Source organism: Streptomyces hokutonensis (genome assembly GCF_000376565.1).
GTDB classification, from domain to species: Bacteria; Actinomycetota; Actinomycetes; order Streptomycetales; family Streptomycetaceae; genus Streptomyces; species Streptomyces hokutonensis.
The window spans coordinates 116,101-131,415 of the sequence record NZ_BARG01000014.1; the positions used below are offsets into that span (position 1 = coordinate 116,101).

The 15,315-nt window shown below is 70.5% G+C and carries 16 protein-coding genes; 4 read left to right on the top strand and 12 right to left on the bottom strand.

All coding sequences use genetic code 11. From position 1 onward, the window contains the following. Nucleotides 1-74: 74 nt before the first annotated feature. Nucleotides 75-962: a Bax inhibitor-1/YccA family protein gene (locus tag SSP08S_RS06130; RefSeq protein ID WP_019066690.1), complete on the top strand. Its 888-nt coding sequence runs from the start codon at nt 75-77 to the stop codon at nt 960-962. A gap of 96 nt (nt 963-1,058) precedes the next feature. On the opposite strand, the gene SSP08S_RS06135 is transcribed toward SSP08S_RS06130, so the two are convergent. Next, complete coding sequence (locus tag SSP08S_RS06135; protein WP_026178224.1) at nt 1,059-1,289, bottom strand: DUF4287 domain-containing protein; 231 nt, start codon at nt 1,287-1,289, stop codon at nt 1,059-1,061. A gap of 102 nt (nt 1,290-1,391) precedes the next feature. Here SSP08S_RS06135 and SSP08S_RS06140 point away from each other — a divergent pair, with 102 nt between their 5' ends. Next, nucleotides 1,392-1,703, top strand: coding sequence for a hypothetical protein (locus SSP08S_RS06140; protein WP_174479369.1), 312 nt, complete (start codon nt 1,392-1,394; stop codon nt 1,701-1,703). Between the two features lie 155 nt (nt 1,704-1,858). Here SSP08S_RS06140 and SSP08S_RS06145 read toward each other — a convergent pair whose 3' ends face one another. From SSP08S_RS06145 to SSP08S_RS06155, 3 genes are all read right to left on the bottom strand, one after another. Further along, entirely contained in the window at nt 1,859-2,647 is a 789-nt protein-coding gene (locus tag SSP08S_RS06145; RefSeq protein WP_019066693.1) for a hypothetical protein, read from the bottom strand. 274 nt (nt 2,648-2,921) lie between these two features. After that, nucleotides 2,922-4,142 carry an acetyl-CoA C-acetyltransferase gene (locus tag SSP08S_RS06150; protein ID WP_019066694.1) on the bottom strand — a complete coding sequence of 407 codons (1,221 nt, stop codon included), beginning with the start codon at nt 4,140-4,142 and terminating at the stop codon, nt 2,922-2,924. Nucleotides 4,143-4,348: 206 nt separating this feature from the next. Next, nucleotides 4,349-5,419, bottom strand: a complete 1,071-nt coding sequence (locus SSP08S_RS06155; RefSeq protein ID WP_019066695.1) for an SGNH/GDSL hydrolase family protein — start codon at nt 5,417-5,419, stop codon at nt 4,349-4,351. A 148-nt stretch (nt 5,420-5,567) separates the two neighbouring features. Between SSP08S_RS06155 and SSP08S_RS06160 the strand changes: the two genes are divergently transcribed. After that, on the top strand, nt 5,568-6,959 hold the full coding sequence (locus SSP08S_RS06160; protein WP_019066696.1) for a cystathionine beta-synthase: 1,392 nt from the start codon (nt 5,568-5,570) through the stop codon (nt 6,957-6,959). 349 nt (nt 6,960-7,308) lie between these two features. Here SSP08S_RS06160 and SSP08S_RS06165 read toward each other — a convergent pair whose 3' ends face one another. Then, nucleotides 7,309-8,136 carry a helix-turn-helix transcriptional regulator gene (locus SSP08S_RS06165; protein ID WP_019066697.1) on the bottom strand — a complete coding sequence of 276 codons (828 nt, stop codon included), beginning with the start codon at nt 8,134-8,136 and terminating at the stop codon, nt 7,309-7,311. A 149-nt stretch (nt 8,137-8,285) separates the two neighbouring features. Here SSP08S_RS06165 and SSP08S_RS06170 point away from each other — a divergent pair, with 149 nt between their 5' ends. Further along, nucleotides 8,286-9,047, top strand: coding sequence for an SDR family oxidoreductase (locus SSP08S_RS06170; protein WP_019066698.1), 762 nt, complete (start codon nt 8,286-8,288; stop codon nt 9,045-9,047). Nucleotides 9,048-9,056: 9 nt separating this feature from the next. Here SSP08S_RS06170 and SSP08S_RS06175 read toward each other — a convergent pair whose 3' ends face one another. The 7 genes from SSP08S_RS06175 to SSP08S_RS06205 all read right to left on the bottom strand — a co-directional run bounded on the left by SSP08S_RS06175 (nt 9,057) and on the right by SSP08S_RS06205 (nt 15,300). Further along, nucleotides 9,057-9,485, bottom strand: coding sequence for a hypothetical protein (locus tag SSP08S_RS06175; RefSeq protein ID WP_019066699.1), 429 nt, complete (start codon nt 9,483-9,485; stop codon nt 9,057-9,059). 19 nt (nt 9,486-9,504) lie between these two features. Then, nucleotides 9,505-11,097 carry a SulP family inorganic anion transporter gene (locus SSP08S_RS06180; protein WP_019066700.1) on the bottom strand — a complete coding sequence of 531 codons (1,593 nt, stop codon included), beginning with the start codon at nt 11,095-11,097 and terminating at the stop codon, nt 9,505-9,507. Nucleotides 11,098-11,130: 33 nt separating this feature from the next. Then, on the bottom strand, nt 11,131-11,796 hold the full coding sequence (locus tag SSP08S_RS06185; protein ID WP_019066701.1) for a carbonic anhydrase: 666 nt from the start codon (nt 11,794-11,796) through the stop codon (nt 11,131-11,133). Nucleotides 11,797-11,905: 109 nt separating this feature from the next. Then, nucleotides 11,906-12,841: an ABC transporter substrate-binding protein gene (locus tag SSP08S_RS06190; RefSeq protein ID WP_019066702.1), complete on the bottom strand. Its 936-nt coding sequence runs from the start codon at nt 12,839-12,841 to the stop codon at nt 11,906-11,908. A gap of 115 nt (nt 12,842-12,956) precedes the next feature. Continuing rightward, nucleotides 12,957-13,628: an ABC transporter permease gene (locus SSP08S_RS06195; RefSeq protein WP_019066703.1), complete on the bottom strand. Its 672-nt coding sequence runs from the start codon at nt 13,626-13,628 to the stop codon at nt 12,957-12,959. Beyond that, the gene (locus SSP08S_RS06200) at nt 13,628-14,269 is read right to left on the bottom strand and encodes an ABC transporter permease (protein WP_019066704.1); all 642 of its coding nucleotides are present in this window, start codon (nt 14,267-14,269) and stop codon (nt 13,628-13,630) included. The genes SSP08S_RS06195 and SSP08S_RS06200 overlap by 1 nt, the downstream gene beginning before the upstream one ends. Next, complete coding sequence (locus tag SSP08S_RS06205; protein WP_019066705.1) at nt 14,266-15,300, bottom strand: ABC transporter ATP-binding protein; 1,035 nt, start codon at nt 15,298-15,300, stop codon at nt 14,266-14,268. Before SSP08S_RS06205 ends, SSP08S_RS06200 begins: the two co-directional genes overlap by 4 nt. Between the last annotated feature and the right edge of the window lie 15 nt (nt 15,301-15,315).

Below are 15,315 nucleotides of genomic sequence, written 5' to 3' on the forward strand. Positions count from 1 at the left end.
GAGGTAGGGTCAAACTTTTGCCTACCTATTACTCTTGAGGCCAAGGCCGCGCGAGGCGGCCATGGAGGAGTGAAATGAGGAGCAGAAACCCGGTCTTCTCGCGACGGGGGTTCAGCCGCGACAACGGCTACGCGGGCTTCAACACCGCGCCGCAGGCCGGGGGCCCCGCCGTAGGAACGCAGGGCAACCCCTACGCGGCGGGCAACCCGTACGCGCAGAACCCTTACGCCCAGCAGGACCTGCAGCAGGGCGCGCCGCCCCAGGCCCCGGCCACCACCGGCCGGATGACCATGGACGACGTCGTCCAGCGCACCGGCACCACCCTCGGCACGCTGATCGTCACGGCCGCGCTCGCCTGGGTGCTGCTCCCGGTCGACGACGCCAACATCGGCCGTTCCTACGGCATCGGGATCGGCGCCGCGCTGATCGCGATGGTGCTGGGCTTCGTCCAGTCCTTCAAGCGCAAGCCCGTCCCCGCGCTGATCCTGTCGTACGCCGCCCTGGAAGGCGTCTTCCTCGGCGTCGTCTCCAGCGTCGTCGACAACCGCATCGCGAGCGGCGCGGCCATGCAGGCCGTGATCGGCACGATGGCGGTCTTCGCCGGCGTGCTCATCGCGTACCGCGCGGGCTGGATCCGCGTCAACCGCCGCTTCTACGGCTTCGTGATGGCCGCCGCGCTCGGCTTCGTGCTGCTGATGGCCGTCAACCTGCTGTTCGCGGTGTTCGGCGGCGGTGACGGCCTCGGCTTCCGCAGCGGCCCGCTCGGCATCTTCTTCGGCGTCATCGGCATCATCCTCGGTGCCTGCTTCCTCGCCCTGGACTTCAAGCAGGTCGAGGACGGCATCGCGTACGGCGCCCCGAAGGAAGAGGCGTGGCTCGCGGCCTTCGGGCTCACGCTGACGCTGGTGTGGATCTACATGGAGTTCCTGCGGATCATCGCGATCCTCAACAGCAACGACTAGCCGACGGCAGGCTGATCCGCGAAAGGGCCCCGGGTTCGTCCCCGGGGCCCTTCGTCATGTCCGTATGTCCGTGATGGGTCGGTCTGTGGTGCGCGCCTAGAGCAGTTTGCGCGCGGCCCTCCTCAGGTCGTACTCGTGAATGATCGCCTTGGCGTGGCCGTATGCGAGGTCGTGCTCGGCGCGGAGCCAGCTGACCTTCTCCTCGAAGCGGAAGAGGGCGGGGCCTTCGTCGACGGTGCGCAGCCAGTCGGACACTTCACGACCGGTGCAGTGGGGGATGCGGGCGAGCAGGTTGCGGTGGGTCTCCTGGGAGAACACTTGGGACATCGGCGCCTCCGGACGCATGGGGTGTAAGCCGGTCCTTCAAGTCACCGTGCCTGAGCGTTCGCCCGTTGGCAACAGTCCCGGTGCGGCGCGTAGTCTCGCGGCGTGGTGGATACGACGCGGTTGACTCAAGCGGTGGATCACTTCGCGGACCGGTTGCGGGCTGCGCCGCAGAGCCGTTTGCAACGGGGCGCTGCGGCTGAGGCATTGGGGCTGGCCAGGGAGTTCGCCCTGTGGGCGCAGCGGGTCGAGGATCCCCTGGGGGTGCCTCGGGAGATGCCGGACGCGGGGATGTTCGCCGCGGCGGATCAAATCACCGTTGCTGTGCATGACTTGGCGGTTGTGTTGGTGAATGACGCCGAAGTCGATGAGGCGCTCGGGTTGGTTGCGGAGGCGCAGAAGAGGGCGGGGGTCTGAGGTGCGTCGGCGGGTGCGGGTGCGTTGTGGCTGGTCGCGCAGTTCCCCGCGCCCCTAAAGAGACACGGCACCCTGAGTTTTTTTAGGGGCGCGGGGAACTGCGCGACCAGCCCCCACCGGCCCGCACTCGAAAACGAACCCGCACCCCCGAAAAATCAGAGTGACGCTATAACCCTGTCCGCCAGGATGTACACGTTCTCCTCGCCGCACGCGAACGTCAGCGTGTACGCGCCGGAGACTCCCGAGCCGCCGAGCAGGAACGGGGTCTCGCCGGCGCGGAGGGCCGCGGCGAGGCGTTCGGCGGTTTCGCGGTGGCCGGGGGTCATGCAGAGGGTGGTGCCGTCGACGAAGACGTAGACGTCGAGGGTGCCGAGCGGGCCCGGGCGGACGTCGGCCAGTTCTACGGCGGACTCGGCGAGTTCCTCCAGCGTCGCCACCGTGCGCTCGTGGTCGTTCGCGATCGGTGACTGGGCCGGTACGAAGTCCGGGTGGGACGGGTGGCGGCGGCGGGCCGCGGCCAGTTCGGGGGAGTCGCCGGCGAACTCGTCGGGCTCGGTGAACGGCTCGGTCACCGGCTCCAGCGGCTCCAGGCCCACGAAGTCGCTCTGGCGGGGCATGAACAGCTCGCTGTCGGGCAGACCCAGCAGGGTCGGCACCTCGGTGTCGCGGGCTTCCTGGGCGGCCCAGAAGGCCCGCGCCTCGGCCAGTTCCCGCTCCCGCTCCTCGGCCAGTGCCTCGGCCACGGCGGCGCGTATCTCGTCCGCGTCGGCATGACTACGGGCGGCGGGCACGAGCGCCCGTACGGCGGCGGCCCGGCCCTCGGCCAGTTCGGTGTGCAGGTCCGCCACCTGTCGACGGAGCACCAAGAGGGTGCGCAGGACGGCGACGCCCACGGCGCCTGTGGCGGCCGTGGTGAGCAGCAAAGCGATCGGCATGGCGCTCACTGACGTACTCCCGGTTCAAAGTCGACCCCCGACTTCCTACATCAGCTTGAAGGGCGGACTAACCAACTGTCAGTGCGTAACGTCACGAATCGGGCAGGACTTTGGGCCCGATGTTTGGTGGTGAAACGGTCCTGACCTGGGGAAATCCCTCTCGGATGGGAGATAGGTCACATCCTGGGGGAGATTGGATCACAAATCGGCCCAGAACCCAGGTGGTTACTGGGTTCCGGGCCTGAGGGTGACGCAAAGTTCCCGTACGGCTACGGGGAGTTGACTAGCTGAGGCGCTCGATGACCATCGCCATGCCCTGGCCGCCGCCGACGCACATCGTCTCCAGACCGAACTGCTTGTCGTGGAACTGGAGGGAGTTGATCAGCGTGCCGGTGATGCGGGCGCCGGTCATGCCGAAGGGGTGGCCGACGGCGATCGCGCCGCCGTTCACGTTCAGCTTCTCCAGCGGGATGTTCAGGTCGCGGTAGGACGGGATCACCTGGGCGGCGAAGGCCTCGTTGATCTCGAACAGGTCGATGTCGTCGACGGTCAGACCCGCACGGCCGAGGGCCTGCTTGCTCGCCTCCACCGGGCCGAGGCCCATGATCTCGGGGGAGAGGCCGGAGACGCCGGTCGACACGATCCGCGCCAGCGGGGTCAGGCCCAGCTCGCGGGCCTTGGTGTCGCTCATGATGACGACCGCGGCGGCGCCGTCGTTCAGTGGGCAGCAGTTGCCGGCCGTGACCAGGCCGTCGGGGCGGAACACCGGCTTGAGGCCGGAGACGCCCTCCAGGGTGACGCCGGCGCGCGGGCCGTCGTCCTTGCTGACGACCGTGCCGTCCGGCAGCGTGACCGGGGTGATCTCGCGCTCCCAGAAGCCGTTCTTGATGGCTTCCTCGGCGAGGTTCTGCGAGCGGACGCCGAACTCGTCCATGTCCTGGCGGGTGACGCCCTTGATCCGGGCGAGGTTCTCCGCGGTCTGCCCCATCGCGATGTACGGGTCGGGGAGCAGGCCGTCCTCACGCGGGTCGTGCCAGGTGGAACCCTCGGACGCGGCGGTGGCGGCGGTGCGGGCCTGCGCCTCGGCGAAGATCGGGTTCGTGGTGTCCGGGAGGCCGTCCGAGCTGCCCTTGGCGTAACGGGAGACCATCTCGACACCGGCCGAGATGAAGACGTCGCCCTCGCCGGCCTTGATGGCGTGCAGGGCCATACGGCTGGTCTGCAGCGAGGAGGAACAGTAACGGGTGATCGTGCAGCCCGGCAGGTGGTCCATGCCCATCTGCACGGCGACGATCCGGCCCAGGTTGTAACCCTGCTCGCCGCCCGGCAGACCGCAGCCGAGCATCAGGTCCTCGATGAGCGCGGGGTCCAGCTCGGGGATCTTCGCGAGGGCGGCCTGGATGATCGTGGCGGTGAGGTCGTCGGGGCGCAGGTCCTTGAGGGAGCCCTTGACGGCGCGGCCGATGGGGGAGCGGGCGGTCGAGACGATGACGGCTTCGGGCATCACGGCTCCATTGGCGTATCTACGGTGTGATGTGCAGGGCTCCTTGGGAAGTTACCCGTACGTATGGCCTCGGTCACGGGAAGCGCGGTGTGACCCTGACCGCAATTGTCTAAGCGCTTGCTTGGGCCTCCGGCGGTAGCGCGGGCCAGTGGTGCGGGTGGGTCGGGGCGGACGTCCCAAGGAGCTCCGCCCCCTGGACCCCCGACCTATGCCCACCCACCACCCGACTCGGTGGGTCGAGCAGTCGCCGAAATGGGTGCGTGAATCGGCGAAGCCTCCTGCACCCGCCTCCTCTTCCGCCGCTTCAGCAACGCCCACGGCCCCCTCGGCCCCGTCGGCATCGCCGCCGTGACCTCCGTGCCCGGCTCCGAAGCCGCCTCCGCAGCCGCTCGTGCCACCGGGAGGAAGCCCTCGCGGCGGGACGCGTCCGGGCGGTCCTCTTCGGCCGGCCAGAGGCCCAGGGCGGCGCAGACGGTCGGGAGGACCGCCATCGCCGCCGTGGCGTACCCCTCCGCAGAGGGGTGGAAGTTGTCGGGGCCGAACAGCTCGCGCGGGTTCGCCGCGAACTCGGGGCCCAGCAGGTCGCCCAGCGACACGGTGCGCCCGCCCTGTTCGACCGTGCCGATCGTCTGGGCCGCCGCCAGCTGCCGGGAGGCCCGGCGGGCCAGCCAGCGCAGCGGCTGCTGGACCTGCTCCACCGTCCCCAGGTCGGGACAGGTGCCCACGACCACCTCGGCACCGGCCGTCCGCAGCCGCCGTACCGTCGCCGAAAGGTGCCGGACCGATCTGGTCGGGTGCATGCGGTGGGTGACGTCGTTCGCGCCGATCATGATCACGCAGACGTCGGGCACGCGGGAGGTGTCCGCGAGGGCGAGGGCGACCTGGCGGTCCAGGTCGTCGGACTGGGCGCCCGGGAGGGCCACGTTGCGCAGCTCGACCGGGCGCTCCGCGACCGCGGCCAGGCCGGAGGCCAGCAGCGCGCCCGGGGTCTGGGCCGCCCGGTGCACGCCCTGCCCGGCGGCCGTGGAGTCGCCGAGCATGGTCAGCCGCAGCGGGGGTTCACCCGGGGTGTCGTAGACATGGCCGTAGCGGCCGTCGGCGCTCGGCACATGGTTGCTGCCCGGCGCATGGCCGTTGCCCACATGCCGTTTCACGAAGCGGACCTCGGCCAGCACCAGCCCGATGGCCGCCGCGCCCACCAGTCCGACCCCGCCACCGCCGTACGCCGCACCGGCCGCGATCCGCCGGGCCACCCGCGCCCTCGACATCTTCGTCATACGCCGCCGCCACCTCCTCGTAGCCGTCAACCACTCCTTGCCCCGAACAGCCCGTCGCCCAATCTCAACAGGCGGTGGACGCCATTTATGGGCCTTAGGCTGGCGGGACCAATCACGACCACTTCTTTTGCAGCAACCGGAGACAACGGTGCAATTCCACGACTCGATGATCAGCCTCGTCGGCAACACCCCGCTGGTGAGGCTCAACAGCGTGACCGCGGGCATCCAGGCGACCGTTCTGGCCAAGGTGGAGTACTTCAACCCCGGCGGGAGCGTGAAGGACCGCATCGCCCTGCGCATGATCGAGGCGGCGGAGCAGAGCGGCGCGCTCAAGCCCGGCGGGACCATCGTCGAGCCGACCAGCGGCAACACCGGCGTCGGCCTGGCCATCGTGGCCCAGCAGAAGGGGTACCACTGCATCTTCGTGTGCCCCGACAAGGTGTCCACCGACAAGATCAACGTGCTGCGCGCGTACGGCGCCGAAGTGGTCGTGTGCCCGACCGCCGTGGACCCCGAGCACCCGGACTCGTACTACAACGTCTCCGACCGGCTCGTTCGCGAGACGCCGGGTGCCTGGAAGCCGGACCAGTACTCCAACCCGAACAACCCGCTCTCCCACTACCACTCGACCGGCCCCGAGCTCTGGGAGCAGACCGAGGGGAAGATCACCCACTTCGTGGCGGGTGTGGGGACGGGCGGGACGATCTCCGGCACCGGGCGCTACCTGAAGGACGCCAGCGACGGGAAGGTCCAGGTCGTCGGTGCCGACCCCGAGGGGTCCGTGTACTCCGGCGGCTCCGGGCGGCCGTACCTCGTCGAGGGCGTCGGTGAGGACTTCTGGCCGACGGCCTACGACCGGACCGTCGCGGACGAGATCGTCGCCGTGTCCGACAAGGACTCCTTCCAGATGACCCGCCGGCTGGCCAAGGAGGAGGGGCTGCTCGTCGGCGGTTCCTGCGGGATGGCCGTCGTGGCGGCGCTGCGGGTCGCCGAGCGGCTCGGTCCGGACGACGTGGTCGTGGTCCTGCTGCCCGACAGCGGCCGTGGCTACCTCTCCAAGATCTTCAACGACGAGTGGATGGCCGACTACGGCTTCCTCGAGGACGAGGGCCCCAGCGCCCGCGTCGCCGACGTCCTGAACGACAAGGTGCACGGCGCCATCCCGTCCCTCGTGCACATGCACCCGGACGAGACGGTCGGCGAAGCCATCGAGGTGCTGCGCGAGTACGGCGTCTCGCAGATGCCGATCGTGAAGCCGGGCGCCGGTCACCCGGACGTCATGGCGGCGGAGGTCGTGGGCTCGGTCGTCGAACGGGAGCTGCTGGACGCCCTGTTCACCCAGCGCGCCTCCCTCTCCGACCCGCTGGAGAAGCACATGTCGGCCCCGCTGCCGCAGGTCGGTTCCGGTGAGCCGGTGGGTGACCTGATGAGTGTGCTGGGCGCCGCCGACGCGGCGATCGTCCTGGTCGAGGGCAAGCCGACCGGTGTCATCAGCCGGCAGGACCTGCTGTCCTTCCTCGCCAAGGGCGGGAAGCAGTAGCAAAACGTCCGGTGAACGGGCCGTGACGGCGGCGACTTTGCGGTTGCCCACCGAATCGGTGGACTTCTCGGAAGTGGTACGAGCGCGTCACGTCCACGCAGCACCCGCTTAACACGGGTACGGCAGATTAGTGGATGTCGGCAGGGCGGGAGCGGCTCCCCGCCTCGCCGACACAAAAACGGCGTCACGGACCTCCGGAGCGGCTCCCGGACCTCCACCGACGCCTAGGACGCGCACGCCCGGCCCTGACCCGGCACGCGTCCCTCGCGGGGACCGCCGTCGTCCCGCCCTCCCGGCAACGGGGGGTGCGGCGGTCCCCGCGCATAGCTTTTTTGCGCGGGTACATCGTCTACGACGCTGAAGTTGCCCAACTTCCCAGCAGCGCAAGCCTCTCGGCCGTCTCCGAACCCGGCTCCGGCGTGTAGACCACGAGCGTCTGCGCAGACTCCCCCGGTACCGCGAGTGTTTCGTACGGCAGCGTCAGCAGGCCCGCGACCGGGTGCCGGACGCGCTTCACGCCGTAGGCGCACTCCTTGACCTCGTGGTCGGCCCACAGACGGCGGAAGTCCTCGCTGCGGAGGGAGAGTTCACCGACGAGAGCGTTCAGCTTCGGGTCGTCGCCGTCGCGGCCGGAGTCCACTCGCAGATTAGCGACGGCCTGTGCGGCGACCGCTGCCCAGTCGGGGTAGAGGTCGCGCGAGGCCGGGTCGAGGAAGACATGGCGCGGGATGTTGCGGACGGCGACGGGCATGGCGCTGAAACCGCTGAGCGCGTCGGCGAGGGTGTTCCAGGCGAGCACGTCCATCCGGGGGCCCAGCACGAAGGCCGGCATACGGTCCATGCCGTCCAGCAGCACCTGAACACCTGGGCGGACACGAGGAGTCGGCGTCCGGTCCTTCTTCCCTCGGTGCGGGCGGGCCACCGTACGCAGATAGGCGTGTTCCGTCTCGTCCAGGCGCAGGACGCGGGCGATCGCGTCGAGCACCGCGTCCGAGACGCTGGTCCCACGGCCCTGCTCCAGCCGGATGTAGTAGTCGACGCTCACTCCGGCCAGTTGCGCGACCTCCTCGCGGCGCAGCCCGGGGACGCGGCGGCGCCCGTACGAGGCCAGCCCCACCTCCTCGGGCTGGATGCGAGCGCGGCGTGAGCGCAGGAAGTCTCCGATGTCCCCGTCCATGGGTTCGATGGTAGGCCGGTCGCCGTTTTCCAACCTGGTACTGGCAGACCCAGGAAAAACGCATCCCTGGGTAGGGTCCGCCGGTCGGCGCACGGTGGTGGACGTCGCCGGGGAAGTGCCCCGGCGGTCCATCCACCGAGGAGCACCTCATGTCGTACGAGAATCTGGCCGGCCGTACCGCCGTCGTCACCGGGGCCGCCAGCGGGATCGGGCAGGCGATCGCCGTTCAACTGGCCGCGAACGGGGCGCGGGTGGCGCTGCTGGCCCGGCGCGGGGAACGGCTGGACGCCCTTGCCGGGAAGATCCGGGCCGACGGGGGACAGGCCCTCGCCGTCGTCGCCGATGTCACCGACGACGCGTCCGTGGAGGCCGCCGCCGAGCGGGTGCACGAGACGTTCGGGGCCGTCGACCTGGTCGTCAACGCCGCCGGTGTCATGCTGCCGCACGCCGTCGACGACGGGCGGATCGACGAGTGGCGGCGGATGCTCGACACCAACGTGACCGGGGTGCTCCGTGTCATCCGCGCCTTCACCGGGGACCTGGTGGCCGCGGCGGGGGAGGGGCGTAGCGCGGACCTGGTCAACATCTCGTCCGTCGGCGCGCACATCACGTTCCCGACCTACGCGGTGTACGGCGCGACCAAGGCCGCCGTCACCTATCTCTCCCAGTCGCTGCGCACCGAGCTCGGACCCCGTGACGTACGGGTCACCAACATCGAACCGGGCCTGACCGACACCGAGTTGGGGACCCACCTCGGCAGCGAGGAGATGACCCGCCAACTGGACGAGATGTTCGGCGCGTTGGGCGGACTGTCCGCCGAGGAGGTCGCCGATGTCGTGGCCTACGCGGCGAGCCGTGCCCGGCACGTCAACCTGCGGCAGATCATGGTGCTGCCCACCCGCCAGGCGTGACCGGGCAGTTCAGTCCTCCCACTCGCTGTCCTGCGAGGGCTTCCCGCGCCGCCCGCCGAACAGTCCCGGGTTGGTGCGGGCCGCCTGGACGGCGTTGACGCCGACGATGCCGGCCCAGGCCACCAGGAGCCCGGGGAGGTGGGCGATGCCGCCGCCGATCGCGGAGAGCGGGATCGCCAGCACCATCGAGACGATGCCGAAGCCGAAGCGCTCGCCCCAGGAGTCGGTCGGCTTCGGACTCCGCGAGCCGCGGGCCACCACCATCTGCTGCTCGGCCATCTGCCGGCGCACCCGGCGCTCCACCGCCCCGTCGATGCGCTGGTCGACCTTCTCCAGGAACGAGTCGACCAGCGCCGACTCGTACTCGTCGCCCAGCTCCCTGCGCGCCTGCAGGGTGGCGTTGAGTTCCTTCTTGAGTTCGGCGTCGTGCGAGTCCATTCCCGTCATGCGACTCAGATTAGGGAGCGGTCGCGCCCGCTGCACTGGGGATAGCCCCCCTGTTCGGATTCGGGTTCACCGGGAGTACCCCGAGCGACTCCAGCACCCGGTGGTGGGCGTGCTCGACGCCCGTGATGCGGACCTCGATCCCCCGGTCGCGCAGCTCGCCCACCGCCTCCTTCAGCGCCAGCGCGCCCGTCGCGTCGACCGCCGTCAGCCCGGAGAGTCGTAGGTCTACGGCCGTCACATCGCGCACGTCCGCCAGGCTGCGGCGGAAGCGGTGGGCGGCGGCGAAGAGGAGCGGGCCCTCGAAGCGGTACGTCACCGTGCCGGCGGCGGTGTCGGGGAGTTCGGCCGGGATCAGGCTCGTGCCCCGCGTCGCTGCGCGCAGGGCCAGCAGGACCGAGACGCCCAGGCCGATCAGGACCGCGCGCACCAGGTCGAGGGCGAGGGTGCCGGCCGCCGTGAGGACCAGGACCAGGGCGTCGCCGTGCGTGGAGCGGGCCATCGCGCGGACCGCGTCGGTCTCCACCATGCGGACCGCCGTCGCCAGAAGCACTCCGGCCAGGGCGGACAGGGGGATACGGCCCACCAGCGGGGCCGCGACCGCCACGATCCCGGCGAGGATCACGGCGTGCGCGAGCGCGGCCAGGCGGGAGGTGGCGCCGGTGCGGACGTTGACCGCCGTACGCGCGATCGCGCCCGTCGCCGGGACGCCGCCGAAGAGCGGGGCCGCGAGGTTGCCGATGCCCTGGCCGAAGAGTTCCTTGCCGGGGTCGTGGCGCTCGCCCGGGCGCATCGCGTCCGCGACGGAGGCGGAGAGGAGGGATTCCAGGGCGGCCAGTGCCGCCACCGCTGCCGCCGGGAGGAGGAGGGTCTGGATTCGGGACACGTCGAGGAAGGCGAGGGAGGGCGCCGGGAGCGAGGACGGGAGGCTGCCGAGGCGGGTCACGTGCAGGTGCAGGGCCTCGGCCACGACCGTCGCCACGCCGACTGCCGCCAGGGAGAAGGGAATTGTGGGCTTCCAGCGCGCTCCGGCCAGCATCAGCGCGGCCGAGCCCAGGGCGAGGAGGAGGGCCGCCCAGTGCGGGGTCGCGTCGAACTCCTCGGCCGCGCGGGCCGCCACCACCGCCACCTGGTCACCGGCCGGGGTGGGCACGCCCAGCGCCGACGGGACCTGCTGGAGGCCGATCACACACGCGATGCCGATGGTGAAACCGGCGATCACGGGTGCGGGGACGTAGGCCATCGCCGTTCCGGCGCGGGCGAAGGCGAGCGCGAGGAGCATGAGGCCGGAGATCAGCCCGACCGTGAGGACGCCGTTCGCGCCGTACTCGTGGACGATCGGGACGAGGACGACCGTCATCGCGCCGGTCGGGCCGCTGACCTGGCGCGCGGAGCCGCCGAACAGCGCGGCGAGCGAGCCCGCGACGATCGCGGTGATCAGACCGGAGGCCGCGCCGAGACCGGACGTCACCCCGAAGCCGAGGGCGAGCGGGAGTGCCACGACGGCGACCGTGAGGCCGCAGAGCAGGTCGCGGCGCGGGGCGCGGGTCATCGTACGGAAGTCGGCGGGGGAGGGCAGGACGGAGAGCACGCCGTTCATGGGCATGGGCATGAGCTTCTTCGCGTGGGGGGAAGGGGGTTACGGCAGCAGGGACACGAGGCCCGTGTCCAGGTCGAAGCGGGCCGCGACGACCTGTGCGGAGGTGAAGGCGGGGTCGGCGCGGATCGCGTCCCTGACCCAGGCCGTGTGGGCGGTCATCGTGTGCTCGGCCCAGTCGCCGGGCAGCGCCCGGGTGCGCCGCGCGGCCGGGGCGATCTCGTCGACGAGGAGCGCGAGATGGCCGGGGACGGGCGCGCCGGTCTCCAGGTGCGCGAGGGTCGCCGCCACCGCCCCGCAGCGCTCGTGGCCGAGCACCAGCACGAGCGGGATGCGCAGTTCCTCGACGCCGTACTGGATGGACGCGAGCACCGCCTCGTCCAGGACCTCGCCCGCCGTCCTTATGCACAGCAGGTCGCCGAGGCCCTGGTCGAAGACCAGCTCGGGCGGCACCCGGGAGTCGACGCAGCCGACGATCACCGCGAACGGGTGCTGGGCGGTGGCCAGTTGATGACGCAGCGGGCGGCTCTCGTCGGGGTGGCGGGAGTGGCCGGACGCGTAACGGCGGTTGCCGTCGAGGAGTTCGGCGAGGGCCGCGGGTGCGGTGGTCGGGTGGGGGTGGGTGCCGACGGCGGTGGCGGTCGTGGGGGCGGTGGCCAGCGCGCCGACGGCGGTGGCCGTCAGAAAGGCCCTGCGGTTCGAGGCCATGCGGTTCCTCAGGTGGTGAGCGTGAACTCACCCTACGCATGCGATCAGTTACCGATAGTGCCGATTTAACGACACTTGACTGATCCCTCGTCAGATCATCGACGCGCCATTACTTCGTGATGCCGTGCTGCTTCGCGTACGCGTTCGCCACGTCCTCCGGGTCCTTCTTGTCCTTGTCCACCTGGCGGTTCAGCTCGGTGAGTTGGGCCGTGGTGAGCAGATTGCCGAGGCTCGCGAGCGCCTTGCGGACCGTGGGGTCGGCGACCCGGTCGGCGATGAGCGGGACGATGTGCTGACTGGGGATCAGGGTCTTGGGGTCGGTCAGGACGACCCAGTCGTTGGCCTTGATGTCGGTGTCGGTGGTGAACAGGTTCGCCACGTCCACATCGCCCTTCTTCAGCGCGCCCTTCACCAACGGGCCATCGGAATCAAGGGACTTGAACTCCTTGAACTCCACGCCGTAGACGTCCTTCAGTCCTACGACGCCCACCTGACGGGTCTTCACCTCGGCGGAGGCGCCCAGCGTCAGCTTGCCGTTGTGCTTCGCGAGGTCGGCCAGCGTGGCGAGGCCGTACTTCCTGGCGGTCTCGCGGGTGACGACGAAGCAGTCCGCGTCCTCGGCGATGCCGTAGGGCAGGACCTGGAGGCCGGAGGGGAGGGCGAGGGTGAGGGCGTTCTGCATCTCGCCCGCCTCCGCGACCTTGGACTTGGGCTGGAGGTAGGTGAGCAGGGAGCCCTGGTACTCGGGGAGGAGGTCGATGTCGCCGCTCTTGAGGGCGGGGAAGACGATCTCGCGGGTGCCGAGGTTGGGGCGGACCTTGACCTTCACGCCGGCCGCTTCGAGGGCGGCGGCGTAGAGGTAGCCGAGGACCTGGTTCTCGGTGAAGTTGGCGGTGCCGATGGTCACGCCGTTCTTGCTGGAGCCGCTGCCACCGCCGGCGGAGCCCCCGCCGTCGAGCGAGGTGACGCCGCTCGAACAGGCGGAGAGGACGGGGACGGCGACGGCTGTTCCGGCGAGGGCGCCGAGGAGGGTACGACGGTTCATTTCGGGTTCCTTCAGGTTCGGCGCGCCCCGAGGGGCGCGGGGCCGTGCCGATGTCCGGCTGCCGCCGGGTGGGCGCGACCAGCCACGACGAAGCCGCAGACGACAGACGGCACAGTCAGCGGAGCGCCGCCGTGCGGTGGCGGAAGAGGAAGCGCTGGAGGGCGGAGAGGCCCAGGTCGAGGACGATGGCGACGACGGCGACCAGCACCGCCCCGCCGAGCACCTGCACGAGGTCGCGCTGGGCGAGTCCGTCGAAGACGAAGCGGCCGAGGCCGCCGAAGGAGACGTACGCGGCGACGGTGGCCGTGGAGACCACCTGGATGAGCGCGAGCCGCAGGCCGGTCATGATCAGGGGGAGCGCGAGCGGCAGCTCGACCTGGAACAGGACCTGGTGGCCGCGCATGCCCTGCCCGCGTGCCGCGTCCTTCACGTCCGGGTCCACGGCGGTCATCCCGGCGTAGGTGTTCGTCACGATCGACGGGACCGCGAGGGCGACCAGCGCGATGTACACCGGCCACATCGAGAGGCCGCTGGCCAGGAAGACCAGGACGACCAGACCGACGGTCGGCAGCGCGCGGCCGAAGGAGGCCAGGTTGATCGCGAGGAACGCGCCTTTGCCGGTGTGCCCGATCAGCAGGCCCAGCGGGAGGCCGATCACGGCCGCGATGAGGGTCGCCAGCAGCGAGTACTGGAGGTGCTCGGCGAGGCGGTGCGCGATGCCGTCCGTGCCGGCCCACTGGGAGCCGCTGGTCAGCCACTTGGCGAGGTTCTTGAAGAGTTCGTACATCAGGCTCGCCGCCTCTTCCACGGGGTGAGTACGTACTGGAGGCCGACCAGGGCCGCGTCCGCGACCACCGCGAGCAGCAGGGTCAGGACCACGCCCACGATCACCGGCGTCGGGAAGTCACGCTGGAAGCCGTCGGTGAAGAGCTGGCCGAGACCGCCGTCACCGATGTAGGTCGCCACCGAGACGAGCGAGATGGACATGACGGTCGCGATGCGGACGCCCGCCATGATCACCGGGAGCGCGAGGGGGAGTTCGACGGTGAGGAGCGTGCGCAGGGGGCGCGTGCCCATCGCCTTCGCGGCCTCCTTCGTCTTCGCGGGGACCGAGTCGAGGCCCTCGACCGTGTTCCGCAGCAGCACGACCAGCGTGTAGACCGTCAGGCCGATCACGGTGGTGGTGCGGGTCAGGCCGCTGATCGGCAGCAGGAGCACGAAGATCGCGATCGACGGGATCGTGAACAGCACGTTCGAGAGGCCGAGCAGGAAGCCCCGGAGCGGGCGGACCCGGTGGGCCACGACCGCCAGCGGGAGCGAGATCAGCAGGCCGAAGAAGACGGCGGTCATCGCGGCCTGGAGGTGCGAGAACGTGAGGCTGGTGAGGTCGTCGGTGTGGTCGCCTATCCACGACCAGTCGACGCTCATGCCGCGATCCGTGCGTCGGCGTGCGCCTGGCCCGCGTGGGTGTGGATGTCGTCGCGGGACGAGACACCGGTGAGGACGCCGTCGGCGTCGACGCGGGCGATCAGGCCGGTGGGCGAGGCCACGGACTCGTCGAGCGCGGCCAGGAGCGAATCGCCGTCGCGGAGCGGTCGTACGGGGATCTCGGCGTCCTTGGCCGCCCAGTGGAGCGGCTTGCGGGCCTCGTCGAGTACGAGCGTCCAGGTGCCGCCCTCGGGGGCCGGGCCCTGCGGGACGTCCGCGAGGGTCTTCAGCGAGAGCAGCTTGAGGCCGCGCTCGGCGCCGAGGAAGTCGGCCACGAAGTCGTCGGCCGGGCGGGCGAGGAGTTCGGCGGGGGCCGCGCACTGGACGAGGTGGCCGCCGGTGCGGAAGATCGCGATGCGGTCGCCGAGCCGTACGGCCTCGTCGATGTCGTGCGTGACGAAGACGATGGTCTTGTTCAACTCCTTCTGGAGCCGCAGCAGTTCGTCCTGGAGCTGGGTGCGGACCACCGGGTCGACGGCGCCGAAGGGCTCGTCCATCAGGAGGACCGGCGGGTCGGCGGCGAGCGCGCGGGCCACGCCGACGCGCTGCTGCTGGCCGCCGGAGAGCTGGTGCGGGTACCGCTTGCCGGCGTCGGCGGCGAGACCGACCGTCTCCAGCAGCTCGGCCGCGCGGGCCCTGGCCTTCTTCCGGCCGTGGCCCAGGAGCAGCGGCACGGTGGCGATGTTGTCGAGGACCGTGCGGTGCGGGAAGAGCCCCGACTGCTGGATGACGTACCCGATGGAGCGGCGCAGTTCGGCGGCGTCCTGCTGGGTGACGTCCTTGCCGCCGACCTTGATGACGCCCGAGGTCGGGTCGATCATCCGGTTGATCATCCGAAGGGTGGTCGTCTTGCCGCAACCGGAGGAACCGACCAGTACGGTGACCCCGCCTTCCGGCATCTCCAGGGAGAGGTCGTGAACTGCTGTCGTGCCGTTGGGGAAGCGCTTGTGGACCGCGTCGAACTGGATCATGAGTTGTCCCTTGCC